This is a genomic window from Paenibacillus sp. B1-35 (genome assembly GCF_050474385.1).
GTDB lineage: Bacteria > Bacillota > Bacilli > Paenibacillales > Paenibacillaceae > Paenibacillus_B > Paenibacillus_B alvei.
Genome location: NZ_JBCHVJ010000004.1, coordinates 185,321 through 203,530, shown reverse-complemented (window position 1 = coordinate 203,530; position 18,210 = coordinate 185,321). Strand labels below are relative to the sequence as shown.

Below are 18,210 nucleotides of genomic sequence, written 5' to 3'. Positions count from 1 at the left end.
CCTTCTTGTATTTATTGGGCTTTCCGGACTTTACGATATACGGCATGCCAACTTTATTGCGCTTTCACTTCCGGTTATATCGCGCGAGGATGTACATCTTGGGATACACCCCGCCAGAATACTCCTTTTAAGCGAGGGCGCGCGGCCTGCGTCAGTGCTGCGCATTGTTCCGCAAGCAAGCTGCCTAGCTTCAGGCAAGCTTTAGACAATGCAGATTCTGAGCCTGCGGCTACGAGCAATCCGCGGGATTCCAGATAGGCGATGACGATCTCATCTTCTTGAAGCTTGCGCTTCAGACGAAATGGGGATTCTGGATGAAGAAGCTGCTGTTCTGTATATATAAAAATCGAATTTTCAGGATAAAGCGTATGCTCGATGAATGGGAGATGACATGAAATGACTTCTTGATGAGTGAGTGACACCAGAAGATTCTGAAGTGTGGAAATAGATTGTTTGACATTAGCGTTCGCGCGTGTGTCCGAATATAGAGTAGTCATAGGTATCCTCCTTGCTGACTGTGTCTGCATACAGCGTTTGTGCGCTGTTGCGATGAAGAGCGTTATCTGAGAATTACCCGTATTCTATCAGATTGAACCGAAAAAACAAGTGAACAGGATGTGTCGGTGTGGCAGCACAGTGAATAAATCAATAGCCCATTTATTCCATAATATGTATAATATAAGTGACTGGCTTTGGCATTTTCCTGTTGTTTATTCAATATCGAGGCATTTCATTTATTGAATGGAAAGAGGCGATGGAATGGGGAAGCGTTTTTTGCTAACGAATGGTTATCGCGTGTTTTCGGTATGGGTAGCGGTTATGCTGGTAGTTTCCAGCATGGGCTCTGCTTACGCACAGGAAGAATTGAATGCGTCCGCAAGTGCAGAGATTGCGGCCAAATGGGAATTTGCGAACATAAAGAACGATCCGGGCACCTTCTATGCATCGTCCGGTTTATTCAAAGGCTCCGCTACGCTCCAAGAGGTTGGCGGGAGCTCCAGAAAAGGATTTACATTTGATGAGAGCGAAAAGAGCATCCGTTATCAAGGATGGGACAAGGGCAAAGGCAAGAAGGCTTGGTTAGCCTCCTTGTCGACGAAAGGATTGGAGCAAATTACGGTATCTTCGCAACAGAAGTCCTCCAGTACTGGGCCTAAGGACTTCAAGCTTCAAATCAGCACGGATTTGGCCAAATGGACAGACGTTGAAAAAGGAGCGCTTGTACTTAGCACGGAATACAGTTCTGCCGGATCGTTAAACGGTATTGCGCTGCCAAGCGGAGCAGCCGATCAGGAGCAATTATATATTCGTTGGGTTGTAAACTCCGACTCCAGAGTAGCAGGCAGCGGCTCGATCGGCGACACCGGTTCAAGCCGGATCAAGGATATCGTTGTTTATGGGGTACCCAAAACGAACAGCTCTTTCAAGGCGCCGCAGTTATTAAGCATGACTTTTAACGGAGATACCAAGACAAGCTTGGCGTTTGCTTGGTATACGCCGAAGGAGATAACCGGCACAAAGCTGCAGGTGGTCGAAGCCTCCGAAATGGTGAACGGCGCATTTCCGGAAGCAAAGGCGATTACTTATACCGGAAGTTCCGACATTATCGAGACATTCATGGTAAAAGGCGATCGATCCTCCAATAAAAAAACGAAATTCGCAAGCCATAAGGTCATTGCCAATAATCTAAAGCCGGGAACGTTATATCATTATCGGGCAGGCAACGGAGATGCGGATGGATGGGGGGCTCTCGGATCATTTACGACGGATCAAGCGGATAATCGGGAATTTCATTTTATCGTAGGATCGGATTCGCAAGCCTCCAGCAAATCGACATTCGAGCTCTGGCAGGATACATTCCGCAGAGCGATCGAGCATATTGGGGATCCGAAGTTCTTTCTATTAACTGGGGATTTAGTCGACAATGGTGATTTGGAATCGCAGTGGCAGTGGTTTCTGGGTCTCCCTCAACAGGAATTTGCTCGAGTGCCGTTCGTGCCTGTGCTTGGCGGCCATGAGGTGAAAGACTACGATGGAGACGAAACTACGGACAATAACAACTTCTACAACCATTTTCATTTGCCGAAGGATGTTGTAAAAGGTACTCATGACGGTTCTGTATACGCGTTCGAATACGGGGACGCGCTCTTCATGCAATTTAACTCTCAATTTGAGGGAGGATTGAATAAAAAAGGAGAATTGGAATGGGTAGATCCCGAATTCAACGCCCAATTGGATTGGATGAGAAATCAGGTTGCGAGAACCGATAAGAAATGGAAATTCGTTTCGCTCCACAAAGGTCCTTACTCGGCAGGTGACAATGCGGGACAGTGGGAAGACGGCCGTATCCGATTCTACAAAAAATACTTGATCCCCGTTTTGGATGAGATGGGAATTGATATTGTGTTCGAAGCCCATGACCATATGTATATGCGATCCTACCAAATGCTCAATGATAAGCCGATCAAAAACGTGGTGAAGGACAAAGAGGGAAATGTTGTCGATCCAAAAGGCACCGTATACCTCATGACAAACTCAGTAGGGGGAAAATTTTACGAAAAACATCCGGGGTATGACGATTATTTTGCAGTCATTGACGCACAACCGTTCAAAAAGATGTTCACTGATGTTTCGATATCGAATGATGTTCTGAAATTCACGTCCTATACGGCGGCAAAGAACGAGGGAATTAAGAAGTACGATGAGTACAGCATCAAGAGAACGGACGTCAAGCCTGCCAAAGTAGAGAAAGCGAGCCTAAAGTTCGAAAGCGGAAATGCAATTCTGTCGTGGAGTCTTCCTGCTGTTACGTCGGATGTAAGAGGTTTTCGAATTTATGAGCAGGATGATAAGGTGGGGAAAAATTGGAGTCTGTATGTCCCTGCCCTTCCAAGTCAAGCCGATTATAGTTATGTGCTTAAGAAGGTGGATTCTAAACAAAGCTACCGCTTTGTTATTAAGGCGGTCGGAGCAAGAAATAATTCGGATCCCGTTCAGGTTACTCATGGCAAGCAATAAGCTTGGCGAACATTGGGAAGCTTCGGAATTGCGGCTTGAAAGACAAGAGAGCGTGAACATCGGCTGCAGGCAAGCTTAGTCACATATTCGATATCACACTGTATTGAACTGATAAAAGCAGAAATAAATAAACCGGTTCCTACTGGCATAGTAGAACCGGTTTATTTGTATTGTTGTCGCTTTTTAGACAATTCTCTTCGCCATGATCTTACAATAGAGTCACGGTTGTAATCCTTGCACCGTTGAAGCAGGTGCGGACGTCAGCTTGCGTGGACGTTTGTGCCGAATCATCCATGACACGAGCAGAGTCCAAATTGGAGTAACCCAAAGGAAGACTGCAAACGGTGCATAAGCATGGACAGGAATGCCCAATATTGTACCGCACAGTACTGCAAGCAAGTTCCAAGGAATAATTGCGGCAAAGACGAGCGCGCTGTCCGCGATCACTCTTGCCAGTTGTTCTTTGGGAAAACGCTCCGACCACAGCGGCATCACGCTCCGTCCTGCCATCATAATCGGCAGTGTCTGCGTGCACGATACAAGGGTTAATGACAATCCAAATAAGCCGACCCGGACGGTTGCTCCTGGCAGGGAGCTGTTCCGGCCGATAAAGGCGGCGATATATGGCTCTAATGAACGAGTAGCTTCTAAAACGCCATTGAATGCGCCAGCGATCATAATAAATAGGACAAGCTCTATCATTTGCAGCACGCCCTTCGTATGAAGAGAAGGGAGCTTGGCATTTTCATATCCGAACAAGAATCCATTCAGCCACTCTGCAGGCGTCGCGCCTTGCAGCCATGTACCGATCACGAGCGCGACAATAATGGACATGGTAAAGGCGATGCGGGCTTGCAGTCGGAATACGATCGCAATAATTAAGACAGCAGCAGGTGCGAACAACCACGGACTAAAGGTGAAGTGGCCGTGGAATGATTCCATGCGCAGAGCTTGTTCGGGTACAGTCCACTTGCCCTGGGTATCGAACCACATGAAGAATACGGTAGCTGAAGCCAACGCAAGCAGCGTAGTAGGCACGAGAGCTGAATATTGCCGACCGACACTTGTTCCTGTTGAATCCGCAACAAGACGGTGCGTGCTGGAGAATGGCGAAGTCCGGTCTCCGACAAATGCACCTGAAATGAGTGCCCCTGCCATAAGCGGTAAGGGAACGCCAGCAATAGCAGCCACACCCATCATAGGAATGCCCACGGCACTAAGTGTTCCAGTTGATGTCCCGAGCAGCATGGAGAAGATCGTGGAGAACCAGAACGTAAGTGTTATCATGTAAGCAGGCTCAATCCAAGACAATCCTTGTTCAATGAGATAAGGAATTGTTCCGCTTATGGTCCATGCCGGGATCATGAGACCAACCATAATAAGAATCCAGGCTACTCCCAGTGTGTGCTTGGCGCCATCTCTCATATAACGAAGCAGGGATGTCCATGCGTTGCCTTGCCGGCGAGATAAGTATGTAAGAACGATGAAGCCGAGTGCAAATCCAATAAGGAGTGGAATATGAAGCAAGTAAGCTGCAGTCAGTCCTGCAATAGTAGTCATAATGACCGTAATCAGCTGTTGTTTGGATAACATGGCTATTAGGCAACTCCTGTCTTATCACTCTAATGCTGCATCAATGATGCAACCAAATCATACATCACAATGATTTTTAGCAGATTACGTTCAAGTTGTACTGTCGTTCCTTGCCGGCTGGCCGGATACACAGTGGTGAAGCCATTCCACAGTGGCTTCGATTGCAGCTTCAAGCGCTGGGGTCGTGCCTTGGAAGGGATGGACGGTGTTGAAGGTATGCCCGGCGCCGTCTATGGTTATCCATTTTGCCCCGGTATAGTTCTGAACAAGCTTCGCCGATCCTTCACGGAATCCAGGCAGATCATCGGAACCTTGGACAAGAATAAGCGGAAAATCAGCATCCTTGATACGTTCTATCAGTGCGTATCTTTCCACGTTGGACTCCAAATCCTCCAGCATAGCTCGATCTAATGGCAAAGCCTCTTTAGTGCGGGCATTAATTACGGCAGAACGTCCAGATTGCCTCATTTCCTGCTTCTGCTGTTCCGTGAACAGATCCATATTCGTAACTCCGTTCCACGAAATCACGCCGCTAACTGCATGGGGATGATCAAGTGCATAGAGCAGGCAGGTGGCGCCGCCACGACTGTGGCCGAGCAGGTAAATAGGTGTATTTGGCAATACATCATATTCAATCCCCTCAGATATTATCCACTGGCCAAATTTTTCTGAACGAATCCAGTTGAAAAGAACGTCTATATCTTCTTGCTCTCGCTGATAGGTGTTCACAGCAAACCGCTCAGGCTCATCGAATCGATCGAGTGAGGGGCCCACACCGTTATATGTAAAATTAATGGTTAGGGTCAGAAGTCCGCTGCGTTCAGCCAATTGCTTGCCGACGTAAGGGAACATGCCCCAATCCTTGAATCCCTTGTAGCCATGGGCTACAAGAAGTACACCTGCTTTTGACTTCTCCTTCGGAACGAAGGTGCTGCCAGGAACGAAGGCATCGCCGCGCAATATGCGATCTTGCCCTTCCCATGTGAGCGTAAATGAATGTCTCATTAATCCGACCCCCTTGGTCTGACTATATCCAGCCATATTGTAACACAAAATTAGAAGAATGGAGCATGTCATTCCAATATATGTCTTGACATTTTTAGGCTGAAGAGTGTACTATGTGTACTAGTTTAAGTAGTACACTCTAAAATTTAATCAGGATCGATTGAATATATGAAAGGAGGCCGCCATGTTTCGATTACAAGAACACAGCGCTACCCCTATTTATGAGCAGATCGTCGAACAGATGAAAGCTCTGGTTGCACAGGGAGCGCTGCAAAGTGGAGACAAGGTGCCGTCCGTAAGGGAGTTGTCAACAATGCTGTTAGTGAATCCAAATACAGTAAGCAAGTCCTATCAAGAATTGGAGCGCCAAGGAGTCATCATAACGGTTCGGGGCAAGGGCACTTTCATTGCGGATACACCTGCTCCTCGCATGGCTCATGAACGAATGGCGAAGCTGAAGGATGAGTTGAACCGCATTGCCGTTGAAGCAAAGCATTTGGGGCTTGCTCGGAAAGAATTTATAGAGATGGTGGAGCAAGCTTCTGTGGAATGGTGGAGGGATGAATCATGATGCAAGTGACAGATGTCCATAAAGCGATTGATGGGAAACCGATCCTTCGCGGGGCAAGCTTTACGATAGAACCTGGAAAGATCACTGGATTAGTAGGACGCAATGGTGCTGGAAAAACTACGCTGCTGCGTACCTTGGTCGGGATTTACGATCCGGATCATGGCAGTGTCTTGTTTCATGGCATGGATATTCATAAACACGCAGCATGCAAGCAGGAGGTGGTATTCGTACCCGATGCCCCCACTGCGCTCGAAATGTATACGATACGTGAATGTGCTGCGTGGTATGGAATGATCTATCCGAACTTCGATCTGTTCTTTTTCACGTCGGCAATGGAACGATTCAAGCTGCCGATGAATAAGCGGGTTCGCACCTTGTCCAAAGGGATGAAAATGCTGTTCAGTACGGCGCTTGGACTGGCGACCAAGGCGAAATTAATCTTATTTGATGAGCCGACCAATGGTGTGGATGCTGTGGCTAAAAAGCAGCTGCTAAGCTTAATTGTGAACTCGCTTGATGAACATAACTCCATTGTGATTTCCTCACACATGCTTGGTGAGCTCGACCGGATGGCGGATACTGTAGTGCTGCTGCAGGAGGGAAGAACGGATGATGTATGGGAGCTGGAGCGACTGCGTGAGCGGATGAAAAAGCTGCAGGTCGTATTCAATGGAGATAAGCCTCCAATGTGGCTGCATCGACCGGATGTGTTCGTCTTACAGCAGGTTGGTCGGGTAAATACGGTCATCTTGGAAACCGATGAGGCGATGGCCGCATTGCAGGAATTGAATCCGCTTCTCGTCGATGAACTCCCATTGACATTAGAGGATTGGTTTATCGGAAAGGCGGGAGGTAACGACGATGAAGCATAGGCTGTTCGTAAAGGCGCTCTGGTGGAAGGAGTATCGCCATACGCGGGTATTGCTGTGGCTCATGCTGCTGGCAAGCTTTATGTCAATTGTATATCCACACATGCGGATGCTGTGGTTCTCTACACCTAAGGAAAAGGATGCATTTGTAAGATTTATAAAAAGGTATCCTGATGACGTTGCTTGGGACCTATTGAGAGATTATGGTGGTACCATGTTGTTGTTCTTAGTATTTGGAGGATTTTTATTGTCAATTTGGCAATTAGGCTATGAACGACGCAATTATGCCAGTGAACAGGTTTTTGCGCTTCCTTATCCAAGATGGTTGCAGTATATAACGAAATGGATGGTTGGCTGCACATATATTGTATTTGTTGTCGCGATTATCCTTGCACTCGATATTGCCATAATCAAGCTGTCGGAAATAGGGGAGTATGTGAACGTTGGAAGTTTCATTATACGCGGATTTCATATGGTTTTTGTTGCAGTGTCTACGTTTACGTTTTCAATGTTTATTGGTTCGTTTACAGGTTCATGGACGATGCAGGCTTCACTTTCAATTATTAGCTTGTTCCTATTTGAATTCTTCAAAATGATGCTGCAGCAACTCCTTTTTATTTTCATGATTACTCCGTCGTATACCACTTTAAAGACTCGAGGTACGGTGTGGGAGAATTTCAATATATCAAACTGGGTTTTACATGAAAATGGTAAGATTTTATTTGAAAATGGTAACTACCCTTACACAGTAGTGGCGGCTATCAGTATCGTCCTTTTTATCATAGGGACGTTGTTTTATTCGCGTAATCGACTTGAAAATAACGGAAAACTCATTATTTTCCCGTTTATTGAGAAAGCATTCATTTTATGCTTTGTCCTGTGTGCTTTACTGCTTGGCGGTAGTATCGGATATGATGCGCTGTCGCCAGGGAGAACCGGTTATATAGTTGGAGCAGCACTTGGTGGTGCTATTGGTTACCTGATCATTCGTACCCTTACTCATATGCGAGTTAGACTCTAGGTTGGAGGGAATGAGATGGTAAGTTCTTTACACTTCCATCTCGCGGCAGAATTCCATAAAAGAGATTCACTGACAGGAGGTTCGTATCGTATGAGCACAGAAGCAGTCCTTCAGCTCCGCAATGTTACCAAACGAATTGGCAAGCGCACGATTGTAGATCAGATGTCCTTTGATGTCCCGGCAGGAGAGGTATTTGGATTTCTCGGGCCCAACGGTGCTGGCAAGACCACAACAATTCGTATGATTGTAGGCTTAATCTCAATGACATCTGGCGAAATCTATGTGAAAGGAATTCCTGTACATAAGCAATTCGAGCAGGCGATGACCCATATTGGCGCAATTGTGGAAAATCCAGAAATGTACAAGTTTTTAACAGGGTATCAAAATCTTGTGTATTACGGCAGACGGCACTCTGGCGTAACAACCGAACGGATTCATGAAGTAGTGAAGCTCGTAGGGTTGGAAAATCGCATTCATGAAAAAGTTAAGCGCTATTCACTCGGCATGCGTCAGCGGCTTGGGGTTGCTCAAGCGCTGCTGCACAAGCCCTCCATTCTAATTCTTGACGAGCCGACAAATGGCCTGGATCCTGCGGGAATCCGCGAACTGCGTGATTATTTGCGCAACTTGGCGCATAAGGAAGGCATCAGTATCGTCGTATCCTCTCATTTATTGTCTGAGATGGAACTGATGTGCGATCGAGTAGCAATAATTCAGACGGGCAAGTTAATTGATGTTCGATCTATTAAGCAATTAAAGGAGCAGGCGAACAATCAACATATCGTGATTGATGTCGACAATCCGAAGGAAGCCAGAGCGCTGCTGTCGATGATGATGGCCGATCTAAGTATGCAGATCGATGGCGGGCAGCTTCACGTTTCAGCGGGGCGCAAGCAAGTTCCAGAGCTGACAAGGGCGCTTGTGCATGCAGGCATCGATGTCTATGGCATTCATGCGGCGAATCAGTCACTGGAAGATCAATTCTTGGAGCTGACAGGAGGAGAGCATATTGTCTAGCTACTACAGCCTCATTCAGAACGAGAATATGAAAATCTATCGCCGTCCGCGTACGTGGGTCATGATTGGGCTATTAATGGCAGCCATTGTGCTGCTGACGTCCATTATGGAAATTGACCAAGATCCGCGCAGGGGAGAGGGCTGGCAGCAAAATTTGATTCAAACAAATGAACATTTGAAGCAGAAGCTGGCGGATAATAGTGGAGAGATAGATCCAGAAGCGAAGATGGAGATTGCGAATCAGATTCGCCTTAATGAATACCATTTGGAGCATCAGAGCAATCCGTATGCGTTGAACATATGGAGCATCGTGAATCTCTCTTCGAAGCTGATGTTTGTTGTCATTTTATTCACTGTTGTAGTCGCGGCAGACATGTTTGCCGCAGAGTATTCGTGGGGGACAATCAAGCTGCTGCTAGTCGGGCCCGCCTCGCGCACTCGCATATTATGTAGTAAGTATGCAGCGACTCTCCTATTCGCAGTAATGCTTACTATCGTTAACATTGCGTTTTCCTTCTTGGTAGGCGGCGTTATTGAGGGATTCGGCGAATTCTCTCAACCTCTCATCAGCATCGGACAAGAGGGTGCGATTGTGGAAAACTCAAGGCTGCTTGCCTTGGTGCAAGATTATGGCTTCGGTATCATTGAGCTAGTGATGTTCACGACATTGGCATTTATGATATCTGCCGCATTCCGCAGCTCGTCCATGGCTATCGCCTTTTCTTTGTGCTTCTTGATCGTTGGAGGCAATATGGCGGCATTGTTCGCCCATTACAATTGGGGGAAATATATATTGTTCGCAAACATCAATTTACGACCGTATTTCGAGGGGACGCCGCTTCGCCCGGATATGACGCTCGGATTTTCAATAGCCGTACTGCTTGTTTACTTTGTTGTTTTCCATGTCGTTTCATGGCTCACCTTTACCAAGAGAGATGTAGCAGGATAATAAAGCAACTGCAATTATCAAGTCCGCCTATATGATAGGCGGTTTTTTTATAGGTGCATATTTTGGTTGCTTCAACTTGCTGCCCCTTGGTTTTGTGTGATACCAGCAGTAATTGTTGTAGCCATTCGCCCATGTCCGTGCATATGCTGAAGCAGAGGCATCCCGCAAAGCTCCATTTCATAAGACTAGGGACATAAATACAGGTTCGGACAAGGGGTGACTTTTGCCATCTTAATTGTCTTCGAAAATTTGTTATACTGGAGTGTATGCAAGGATAAGTATAGATTATTAATGGCAAAGAGCTTGGCATCAATGAACGCTCTAGTGATGTTACTGGCTATAATGGAAGTAAAGTAAATGAATGAAATATGAACGCTGTATGAAAAAGATAGGTAAGGATGGAATCGCATGAATAACCTCATAGAACGGTATCATGAATTACGGAAATGGATTGCGGAAGATTCGATCAAACAAGGTGAATGGCTGAAGGAACATACTTATACCCGAATGGGTGGCAAGGCTGATTTGTATGTAACACCAGATAATTATGAGTCACTGCAGGTTGTCATTGACTATGCGCGACAGCACGATCTGCCGTTGACGATTCTTGGGTTTGGCTCCAATCTAATCGTCAAAGATGGAGGAATTCGAGGCATTGTCGTCAATTTGAACAAGTTAAACAAGATTGAGCGCAGTGGAGATCAGATCATTGCGCAAAGTGGTGCGGCGATTATCGACGTGTCGCGTGCGGCACGAGAGCATCATCTGTCTGGATTGGAATTCGCTTGTGGCATTCCGGGTTCCGTAGGTGGAGCATTGTACATGAATGCAGGAGCCTATGGCGGTGAGATTGCAGATGTATTGGAAAGTACATTAGTGCTTACTCCTGAAGGTGAACTGGTTCGACTCACGAAGGAGCAGCTCGAACTGGGTTACCGTCGCAGCAACATCGGCCCGAATGGATATATGGTTCTGGAAGCGACATTCTCGCTTACGCCAGGGGATTATGATGCAATTAAGGCAAAGATGGATGAACTGACATTTTTGCGCGAGTCTAAGCAGCCGCTTGAGTACCCGTCCTGCGGTAGTGTATTCAAGCGTCCTCCAGGGCATTATGCCGGTCAGCTCATTCAAGAATCCGGTTTGCAGGGGACGCGCATTGGCGGTGCGGAAGTATCAACTAAGCATGCTGGATTCATCGTCAATGTAGACAACGCGACTGCAAGTGAGTATATCTCGCTCATTCGCCACGTGCAGAAAACAGTCAACGAACGGTTCGGCGTCGAACTCGAAACCGAAGTGCGCATTATCGGCGAAGACGAATAGATCGATCAGTCGATAAATTGTGTGTAAACAGTATCTCGCCCCTTTTCTGTTGCAAGATGTTACAAGGTGTTGCAAGGTGTTGCAAGATGTTACAAGGTGTTGCAAAGAGTTGCAAAGAGTTGCAAAGAGTTGCAAAGACCCAAAAGCCAAAACAGCCAAAACAGCAGAAGAGGTACGGCATCGCGAACTGAATACTTAAATGGATGGAGCCCTATGGGACACCAGAGTGCAATTTCAGCTTGAATGGAATATCTCTGGCACACCTATAGGGCTCTTCATGTGTAATGAAGTTTGTTCTCCGTTCGTTGTCCTCATTTGATGGAAAAAGTGGCGGAATGTCCATTGTAAAGTGGACACACTTTTAGAAAAGAGATAAACTTCTCCTTACAGTTTGACTTCTATATATAGTGTTTTTGTTTTAATTATGCGCAATATATAGAAAAATTCCTTACTCAAATAACATATGCTACAATGTCCACCTTTGTATGGACATTTTGTGGTTTGTCCTCCCTATAGATACATAGCACAAACAAAATGAATACCTACTTATCTTGGTATAACTAGATATGTTCGCATAGTTAATAAATGCTCAATTGCTTCGACACGGTAATCGTGTCTAACCACGTAACTGTCTGCATACCTATTCGGATGATTATCGGCATGTTCGTCTATAGAGTATATGGTGCTCTTCTGCATACTAACGGTGTAATTGTCGATGGCATCTATTTTGTACATTAATCGCGTAACCGTCTATGGTTTCTAATCGATGTCTATTTACGTTCATTTTAAGGCGATTTTCCGCTATGTCTGCTCGTGAAACTATCCGATGTAGCTATTTATCCGACGTAGCTATGCATCCTAGAAGGAAGCAGGCTGCAGTACGCGGTGGAGCACACGGATCGTTCGTGCGACAATGTCGCGGACATCGTCTGGCGTGGCGCATAGCGGCAGCCAGAAGTAGAGGGTGTCCCCGAGCGGGCGGAGGATGAGTCCCTCCTCGAACCCCGCCTCGTATATGCGCGTCCCGATGCGCAGCTCGTGCGGGAATGGTTTGCGGCGTTCGGCGTCTTCGTACAGGTCGAACGCCGCAACGAGGCCGATCTGCCGCACATTTGCCACGTGGGGCAGATCGGCAATGCCGCGCATAGCCTCGCTGAGCGCGGCTATGGCGCCCTGCGCCTGTTCGAGCGTACGCTCCTCCTCGAACAGGCGCAGGGAGGCAAGGGCCACGGCGCACGCCACTGGATTGCCGGTGAAGCTGTGGCCGTGGAAAAATGTTTTCTGCGCCGCGTAATCATCATAGAACGCGGCGTAGATGCTGTCGCGGCACAGCGTAGCCGCGAGCGGCATGATGCCTGCGGTCAGCCCCTTGCTGAGGCACATAATATCGGGGCTGACCCCGGCGTGCTCACAGGCGAACATCCTGCCTGTTCGCCCGAACCCTGTTGCGACCTCGTCCGCAATGAGATGGACATCGTACGCCGAACACAACTCGCGCAAGCCCTGCATATAAGCTGCAGGCGTCATGATCATGCCGCCTGCACCCATCAGCATCGGCTCAACGAGAATGCCCGCGATCGTATCTCCTTCGCGCTCGAACAGCTCGCGCACCGGCGCGAGTGCCGCTTCTGCGACCTCCTGTTCGCCAGCAGGCCCGGACATGCGCGCGGCGCGCATATCCGGCGCAGGCACACGGTGGGCATGGAACAGAAGCGGCTTGAACAGCGAATGATAGAGCGGTACGCCGCCTACACTTACCGCACCCAATGTATCTCCATGGTAACTGCCTTCCAAATAGACGAACTTCGTCTTCGACGAGCGTCCGATCTGCTGCCAATATTGGAAGGACATCTTAATGGCCACCTCCACGGCAGTCGAGCCATTATCCGAATAGAACACTTTATTGAGTCCTTCCGGGCTGATTTGCACCAGCTTTTCCGCAAGCTCAATGCCAGGGGCATGCGTTAATCCGCTGAACATGATGTGGTCAAATTGCTCCAACTGCTCAGCAATAGCTGCCTTGATGCGGGGATGCCCGTGTCCGTGCAAATTGCACCACCATGAAGACACGGTATCGTAGTAACGCCTCCCCTCCGCATCATACAGGTACATGCCTTCAGCTCGCTCAATCAGCACATGATCGCGTTCGGCATACTCCTTCATTTGGGTGAATGGATGCCAGACATAGATTCGATCCTTGTGCAGAAGCGCTCTCCTTCTTTCATTTTCCATTTTCTTACCAGCTCCTTAGCAACGAATGTTCATGCAGCGCCCATAATTGTTAACCTATTATATAAATTAAAGGTTAACAAAAGTAACCCCTCATAGCAATGCCCTTGAGGAAGAAAGATCAATTCAGACTAGACTACATCTACAGACGGAGCAGCTTATTCACCTGGAGAACGAATGAAAGATCATTCGGGGGGCGCTTGTTGTCGTAGAGATGATTAGGTATTATTTGACATATGAGGAGGGATGAATCGTGAACCCTGTTATTTACGAACTCGACCATGTGAGTCAAATGTATAAACGCGGCAAGGTAAAAGCAAATATAGATATTTCTTTGCAAGTACAGGACGGAGAAATTTTGGGCGTGCTGGGTCCGAATGGAGCAGGTAAATCGACGTTGATTAAGCAAATGATCGGGCACCTGAAGCCAACGGAAGGAAGGGTGCTATTCAAGGGTATGGATGTATCGCGCCATACGAAGCATGTGGCACAGCAGGTTGCCTATTTTTCGCAGGATCCGCATGTTTTGTCTGCGCTAAAAGCACAAGAAGCGCTGGAGTTTACTGGACGTCTGCGGGGAATGACAAAATCGGAAGCCCTAAGACAGTCAGCGGAGCTGCTGGAGATGATGGGATTGTCTGACTCTCGCCATAAGCAGCTAAAGCATTTGTCTGGCGGGCAACGGCGTATGATTGGCATCGGAACTGCATTGATCGGCCGCCTGCCAATCCTTATTTTCGACGAGCCGACGAATGAATTGGATCCCACGAACCGCCGCCTCGTATGGAATCTAATTAAGGAGCGCAATCGTGAAGGAGCAACCATTATCCTCGTTACACACAACGTGCTTGAGGCAGAGCAGGTAGTGGATCGAGTTGCAGTGGTCAATCATGGACGCTTGCTAGTAATTGATGCGGTTGCGAAGCTGAAGCAGAAGGTCGATCAGCGGCTCAAATTCGAGCTGACCACGGAATTCGGCTGCCGTGAGGCTGCTGAGCAGGCTTTGAGACAATGGGGGCAGCTTCATGTTGATGGCGAGAACCGGCTTCGTTTGCTCGTAGACAAATCAGAAGCGAGCCTTGTGCTTGATTATATTGTTCGTTCTCCTCACTTACCGATCGAAGAGTACGCGGTAAAGCCGCCAAGCTTGGAGGATGTATATTTCCATATAGATCGTCAAGCAGAGCAGGAGGTGCAGAAAGTATGAAATCAGAAGCAGCAAGCAGACCTGATATCGTCAGCCAGTCTGCGGTCAAAGCGGCAGTCCCGTTGGAAGGCACAAGAGGAATTGGTCGGCAATTGACAGAGTTCATGATCCTTACCCGAATTCAATACGCCAACATTCGCGATTCGTGGGCGTGGGTTCTTTTGATGGCAACGGTATTCCCATTTACGACCATGCTTTTCATGATTTCTTTTACAGACAATCCGAGTCATGAAGCGTTGGTTCGAATCGTTGCCGGCAACCTCATCTTCGGTATTATCGTCACGGGGATGAACTCCATGGGGCAGGAGATATCGTGGCAGAAGCATCAAGGTCATTTTACGTACTATTCTTCATTGCCGATATCCAAGCTGAACTTCGTAATCGCCAATATGCTGAAAGGCTTAATGAGCACCCTTCCTTCCTTTGTATTGCTTGCAGCAGTTGGAAAATGGGGGTACGGCATTGATTTTCAAATTACATGGGCGCTGCCGATTGTTGTGTTATTGTCCTTGACCAGTGTTGTCGGCGTAGGCGTAGGCATCGGCTTCTGGTCGCCGAATCATCAACTGACCAATATGCTTGTTCAGGTACTTATGATGTTCGTTACATTTCTGTCGCCTGTCATGGTCGAAATGCATCAGCTTCCATCAATGTTGCAGTGGGCGTCCTATATTTTCCCGACTACCTATGCGGCAGAGGCGATGCGGGGCGTGCTTTTGACAGGCTGGACGACAGATGTCATGCAGAACAGCATCGTATTGCTGGGGTACAGCATTGCATCGATTCTTGCCATTCATTATTTAGTGAAATGGCGTGTCGGAGAATAGGATTCACATGTTGTTCCGCAAGAGGCGCTGACGACCGTTATAGGTTGGGCAGCGCCTCTTGCATGTGATACAATTACCGCATAGATGATGTTGTGTATAGATTTGGAAGTGCATGTTTTGCGATGAATATTAAATCTAGAAGCTGCATGGAAGGAGAGGTTCAGGATGATACATGGATTGGGGCATGACATTATCGAAATCGAGCGTGTAAACAAGCTGCTGCATGATCATATAGGTATACGATTTATTGCTCGCATACTAACAGAGCGGGAACAGGCAGTTTATGCGGCTAAGGGTGGACGTCAGGTTGAATTTGCCGCTGGTCGTTTTGCTGCGAAGGAAGCGATCGTCAAGGCTTTTGGCACAGGTATCGGGGAAGTGATCTCCTTTCAGGATATCGAAATTTTGCCGAATCAGCTTGGCAAGCCGATAGCCCGTCTCAGTAAGGCTGCATGGCAGCGGCTTGGCTTGTCCAGCAGCGAATATCGAATTCACCTCAGCATCTCGCATCAGCCGAGCATTGCGTCGGCACAGGCTATAGTAGAATGGCGTACGTCTGATACATAGTGAAAATGGGGGAGGCAAGATGATGATACAGGAAGAAGTGCTTCTGGAGGTATGCGACTACATTGGATGTGACAGATCGGAGCTGCGTCAAATTGGAGGATATTTTCATAACGTCTTTGAGGCCGCTATAGTGGGGAGTAGTCCCGTTATTGTGAAGGTGTATGAGTATGGCACTCATCATGCAGAGCGAATTCAGTCTGAAGTCGAATGGGTGCAATATCTCCATGAACGCGGCATTTCTGTTGCTCCACCGGTGCTGCTGCGAGGCCAGCTTGTTCATTCTTTGCCGACTCATTTTTTTACTATATATGAAAAAGCCTTAGGCCAGCCTATCCATCACCAGAACGAACAATTGTGGAACGAACGCTTTTTCAAAGATTGGGGAGCAGCTCTAGCGCAGTTGCATACGGCTGCAGAAGCCTATGAAGGGCCTTCTCTTGTACGCCCGCATTGGCATGAGCATGAACTGTACAAGAAGGAGGATCTGCAAGTCGATCCCATTGTACTGGCAAAATGGAAGGAATGCTGCAGATGGATGTCTGAGCAGCCTGTTACCTCAGCCGAATATGGATTAATTCACGGGGATCTTCATCAGAATAATCTTCTCGTCGAACGGAACTCCCCGGTAATCATAGACTTCGGAGACAGCGAGTATCATTGGTACGCCTATGATGTGGCAATTGCCATCTATCATGCAGTCTCCACTGTGCAAGCTCCAGAAGAGAGGCGAAACTTCGCCGAACAGTTCTATCACGCATTGATGGAAGGCTATTCACGATTTCGCTCCACAAACCTAATTACACCACGATTGAATGACTTCATTGATTTTCGGCATGTATATTCCTATATATACCATTGTACCTATGCAGATTTCAGCAAACTAACTGACAAGCAGACCCACTTTTTGAACGATATGAGACAATCCATTGGCGAGCACAAGAGCTACCTAGGATTTATACTTGTATGATTGGAAAAGCGTAGAACTCAAGCATACCAAGCATGCATGATCAGGAACAGAACGTGATGCAGTGCACCAAAGCAATTGTATAACAATGCAGCAATTATAAAGAATAAATGAAATCGAATTCATTGTGAGCATGATAAGTATCTCGTTTATGGTATTGGCAGGGAGGATGCCGCAGCAGCAGCTAGATTTGCGATGAGCTCTAAACAGGTAGAGGCTGGCCATTCTGATCAATCAGGGCAACAATTGAGAATCAATAGATAAGGGAGCCTCCTTAGGAGCCTCCCTTGCTTTATTTTAATTTCATCATGTTATGTATACAAGTAATGCTCTATGCTTTATCATTTCGCTTCAAGATTGTCTACATACTGCTTCGCTTCAACGAGTGACATGCCGAGCGTTCTCGAGCTTTTTTGATGGCGGATACTTTCTTGCCTTCGCGAATAAGCTGTATCACCTCATCGTGAGCGGGGTGGGGAGGCAGGCCGTCTTGGCCTCTTTACTATTATAGTTGGAAATAAAGGCCAATCAAAGCAAAAGACGGCTTTCCGCCGTCTTGTTACATTGCCAAGATATTTCTAGTGCAGAAGTATGAACTACTTTTTGCTGGCGAGCCAATCGGCAATTTTGTCGATCTCTTCCTTTTCCAGACGTCCGCCCTGTGCAGGCATGAGCTTTCCGCCATTTTCAATCGTATTTGCAATTTCATCCTTCGTCAGCTTGCTGCCGATCTTTTGCAGGTTTGACTCTGGCCCCATCATCCCCTGCATCTCAGTGCCGTGACACTGCATGCAATTGTTTTTATATAGCGTGACAACTTCTTCCGGCCCTTCAAGCGCCGCTGATTCTTTGGCATTTCCTGAGCTGCTCTCATTGCCGCCGCTTGCTCCACCGCCGCATCCGGCAAGCAGTCCAAGCAGGGCAATACCAGCGATGATTGGCATGAAGCGTGTGTACATTCGACGTTTTGGCACGAACGATGCCCTCCATTTCTATTGGGACATTTCTTTACTATAAGTATAGAAATTCCAGTACCCCTCCTGCAAG

The 18,210-nt window shown here is 47.4% G+C and carries 16 protein-coding genes; 11 read left to right on the top strand and 5 right to left on the bottom strand.

From position 1 onward, the window contains the following. Positions 1 to 74: 74 nt before the first annotated feature. Complete coding sequence (locus ACQ5BJ_RS15185; RefSeq protein WP_005543358.1) at positions 75 to 497, bottom strand: hypothetical protein; 423 nt, start codon at positions 495 to 497, stop codon at positions 75 to 77. 262 nt (positions 498 to 759) lie between these two features. Between ACQ5BJ_RS15185 and ACQ5BJ_RS15180 the strand changes: the two genes are divergently transcribed. After that, positions 760 to 3,018, top strand: a complete 2,259-nt coding sequence (locus tag ACQ5BJ_RS15180) for a metallophosphoesterase (RefSeq protein WP_430111283.1) — start codon at positions 760 to 762, stop codon at positions 3,016 to 3,018. A gap of 219 nt (positions 3,019 to 3,237) precedes the next feature. On the opposite strand, the gene ACQ5BJ_RS15175 is transcribed toward ACQ5BJ_RS15180, so the two are convergent. Continuing rightward, a complete protein-coding gene (locus ACQ5BJ_RS15175) occupies positions 3,238 to 4,611 on the bottom strand; it encodes a Na+/H+ antiporter NhaC family protein (RefSeq protein WP_430111280.1) in 1,374 nt (457 codons plus the stop codon). A 90-nt stretch (positions 4,612 to 4,701) separates the two neighbouring features. Further along, positions 4,702 to 5,616: an alpha/beta hydrolase family protein gene (locus tag ACQ5BJ_RS15170; RefSeq protein ID WP_430111277.1), complete on the bottom strand. Its 915-nt coding sequence runs from the start codon at positions 5,614 to 5,616 to the stop codon at positions 4,702 to 4,704. A 184-nt stretch (positions 5,617 to 5,800) separates the two neighbouring features. Between ACQ5BJ_RS15170 and ACQ5BJ_RS15165 the strand changes: the two genes are divergently transcribed. The 6 genes from ACQ5BJ_RS15165 to murB all read left to right on the top strand — a co-directional run bounded on the left by ACQ5BJ_RS15165 (position 5,801) and on the right by murB (position 11,369). Continuing rightward, positions 5,801 to 6,187, top strand: coding sequence for a GntR family transcriptional regulator (locus ACQ5BJ_RS15165; RefSeq protein ID WP_005543353.1), 387 nt, complete (start codon positions 5,801 to 5,803; stop codon positions 6,185 to 6,187). Further along, positions 6,184 to 7,059, top strand: coding sequence for an ATP-binding cassette domain-containing protein (locus ACQ5BJ_RS15160; protein ID WP_430111274.1), 876 nt, complete (start codon positions 6,184 to 6,186; stop codon positions 7,057 to 7,059). The genes ACQ5BJ_RS15165 and ACQ5BJ_RS15160 overlap by 4 nt, the downstream gene beginning before the upstream one ends. Further along, the gene (locus tag ACQ5BJ_RS15155; protein WP_005543351.1) at positions 7,049 to 8,077 is read left to right on the top strand and encodes a hypothetical protein; all 1,029 of its coding nucleotides are present in this window, start codon (positions 7,049 to 7,051) and stop codon (positions 8,075 to 8,077) included. The genes ACQ5BJ_RS15160 and ACQ5BJ_RS15155 overlap by 11 nt, the downstream gene beginning before the upstream one ends. Positions 8,078 to 8,167: 90 nt before the next feature. Beyond that, positions 8,168 to 9,094 (top strand): ABC transporter ATP-binding protein, encoded by a 927-nt coding sequence (locus ACQ5BJ_RS15150; RefSeq protein ID WP_005543350.1) that lies wholly within the window; start codon positions 8,168 to 8,170, stop codon positions 9,092 to 9,094. Beyond that, positions 9,087 to 10,043 (top strand): ABC transporter permease, encoded by a 957-nt coding sequence (locus ACQ5BJ_RS15145; protein WP_268620935.1) that lies wholly within the window; start codon positions 9,087 to 9,089, stop codon positions 10,041 to 10,043. Before ACQ5BJ_RS15150 ends, ACQ5BJ_RS15145 begins: the two co-directional genes overlap by 8 nt. 408 nt (positions 10,044 to 10,451) lie before the next feature. Further along, entirely contained in the window at positions 10,452 to 11,369 is a 918-nt protein-coding gene (gene murB / locus ACQ5BJ_RS15140) for a UDP-N-acetylmuramate dehydrogenase (protein WP_430111269.1), read from the top strand. 858 nt (positions 11,370 to 12,227) lie between these two features. On the opposite strand, the gene bioA is transcribed toward murB, so the two are convergent. Then, positions 12,228 to 13,601, bottom strand: coding sequence for an adenosylmethionine--8-amino-7-oxononanoate transaminase (gene bioA / locus ACQ5BJ_RS15135; protein WP_430111266.1), 1,374 nt, complete (start codon positions 13,599 to 13,601; stop codon positions 12,228 to 12,230). 250 nt (positions 13,602 to 13,851) lie between these two features. Here bioA and ACQ5BJ_RS15130 point away from each other — a divergent pair, with 250 nt between their 5' ends. The 4 genes from ACQ5BJ_RS15130 (at position 13,852) to ACQ5BJ_RS15115 (ending at position 17,166) form a co-directional block, all read left to right on the top strand. Then, positions 13,852 to 14,805 (top strand): ABC transporter ATP-binding protein, encoded by a 954-nt coding sequence (locus ACQ5BJ_RS15130; RefSeq protein WP_268620938.1) that lies wholly within the window; start codon positions 13,852 to 13,854, stop codon positions 14,803 to 14,805. Beyond that, entirely contained in the window at positions 14,802 to 15,632 is an 831-nt protein-coding gene (locus ACQ5BJ_RS15125) for an ABC transporter permease (RefSeq protein ID WP_268620939.1), read from the top strand. Before ACQ5BJ_RS15130 ends, ACQ5BJ_RS15125 begins: the two co-directional genes overlap by 4 nt. A gap of 165 nt (positions 15,633 to 15,797) precedes the next feature. Beyond that, positions 15,798 to 16,199, top strand: coding sequence for a holo-ACP synthase (gene acpS / locus ACQ5BJ_RS15120; protein ID WP_005543344.1), 402 nt, complete (start codon positions 15,798 to 15,800; stop codon positions 16,197 to 16,199). A 19-nt stretch (positions 16,200 to 16,218) separates the two neighbouring features. Then, complete coding sequence (locus ACQ5BJ_RS15115) at positions 16,219 to 17,166, top strand: phosphotransferase enzyme family protein (protein WP_430111261.1); 948 nt, start codon at positions 16,219 to 16,221, stop codon at positions 17,164 to 17,166. A gap of 593 nt (positions 17,167 to 17,759) precedes the next feature. On the opposite strand, the gene ACQ5BJ_RS15110 is transcribed toward ACQ5BJ_RS15115, so the two are convergent. Beyond that, complete coding sequence (locus ACQ5BJ_RS15110) at positions 17,760 to 18,137, bottom strand: c-type cytochrome (protein ID WP_163974427.1); 378 nt, start codon at positions 18,135 to 18,137, stop codon at positions 17,760 to 17,762. Between the last annotated feature and the right edge of the window lie 73 nt (positions 18,138 to 18,210).

Excerpts from the sequence above, each read along its gene's own strand:
- ACQ5BJ_RS15180 (WP_430111283.1), top strand. The coding sequence starts at position 760 with ATGGGGAAGCGTTTTTTGCTAACGAATGGTTATCGCGTGTTTTCGGTA.
- ACQ5BJ_RS15115 (WP_430111261.1), top strand. The coding sequence starts at position 16,219 with ATGATGATACAGGAAGAAGTGCTTCTGGAGGTATGCGACTACATTGGA.
- ACQ5BJ_RS15185 (WP_005543358.1), bottom strand. The coding sequence starts at position 497 with ATGACTACTCTATATTCGGACACACGCGCGAACGCTAATGTCAAACAA.
- ACQ5BJ_RS15175 (WP_430111280.1), bottom strand. The coding sequence starts at position 4,611 with ATGTTATCCAAACAACAGCTGATTACGGTCATTATGACTACTATTGCA.
- ACQ5BJ_RS15165 (WP_005543353.1), top strand. The coding sequence starts at position 5,801 with ATGTTTCGATTACAAGAACACAGCGCTACCCCTATTTATGAGCAGATC.
- ACQ5BJ_RS15125 (WP_268620939.1), top strand. The coding sequence starts at position 14,802 with ATGAAATCAGAAGCAGCAAGCAGACCTGATATCGTCAGCCAGTCTGCG.
- bioA (WP_430111266.1), bottom strand. The coding sequence starts at position 13,601 with ATGGAAAATGAAAGAAGGAGAGCGCTTCTGCACAAGGATCGAATCTAT.
- ACQ5BJ_RS15170 (WP_430111277.1), bottom strand. The coding sequence starts at position 5,616 with ATGAGACATTCATTTACGCTCACATGGGAAGGGCAAGATCGCATATTG.
- ACQ5BJ_RS15150 (WP_005543350.1), top strand. The coding sequence starts at position 8,168 with ATGAGCACAGAAGCAGTCCTTCAGCTCCGCAATGTTACCAAACGAATT.
- murB (WP_430111269.1), top strand. The coding sequence starts at position 10,452 with ATGAATAACCTCATAGAACGGTATCATGAATTACGGAAATGGATTGCG.
- ACQ5BJ_RS15155 (WP_005543351.1), top strand. The coding sequence starts at position 7,049 with ATGAAGCATAGGCTGTTCGTAAAGGCGCTCTGGTGGAAGGAGTATCGC.
- ACQ5BJ_RS15160 (WP_430111274.1), top strand. The coding sequence starts at position 6,184 with ATGATGCAAGTGACAGATGTCCATAAAGCGATTGATGGGAAACCGATC.
- acpS (WP_005543344.1), top strand. The coding sequence starts at position 15,798 with ATGATACATGGATTGGGGCATGACATTATCGAAATCGAGCGTGTAAAC.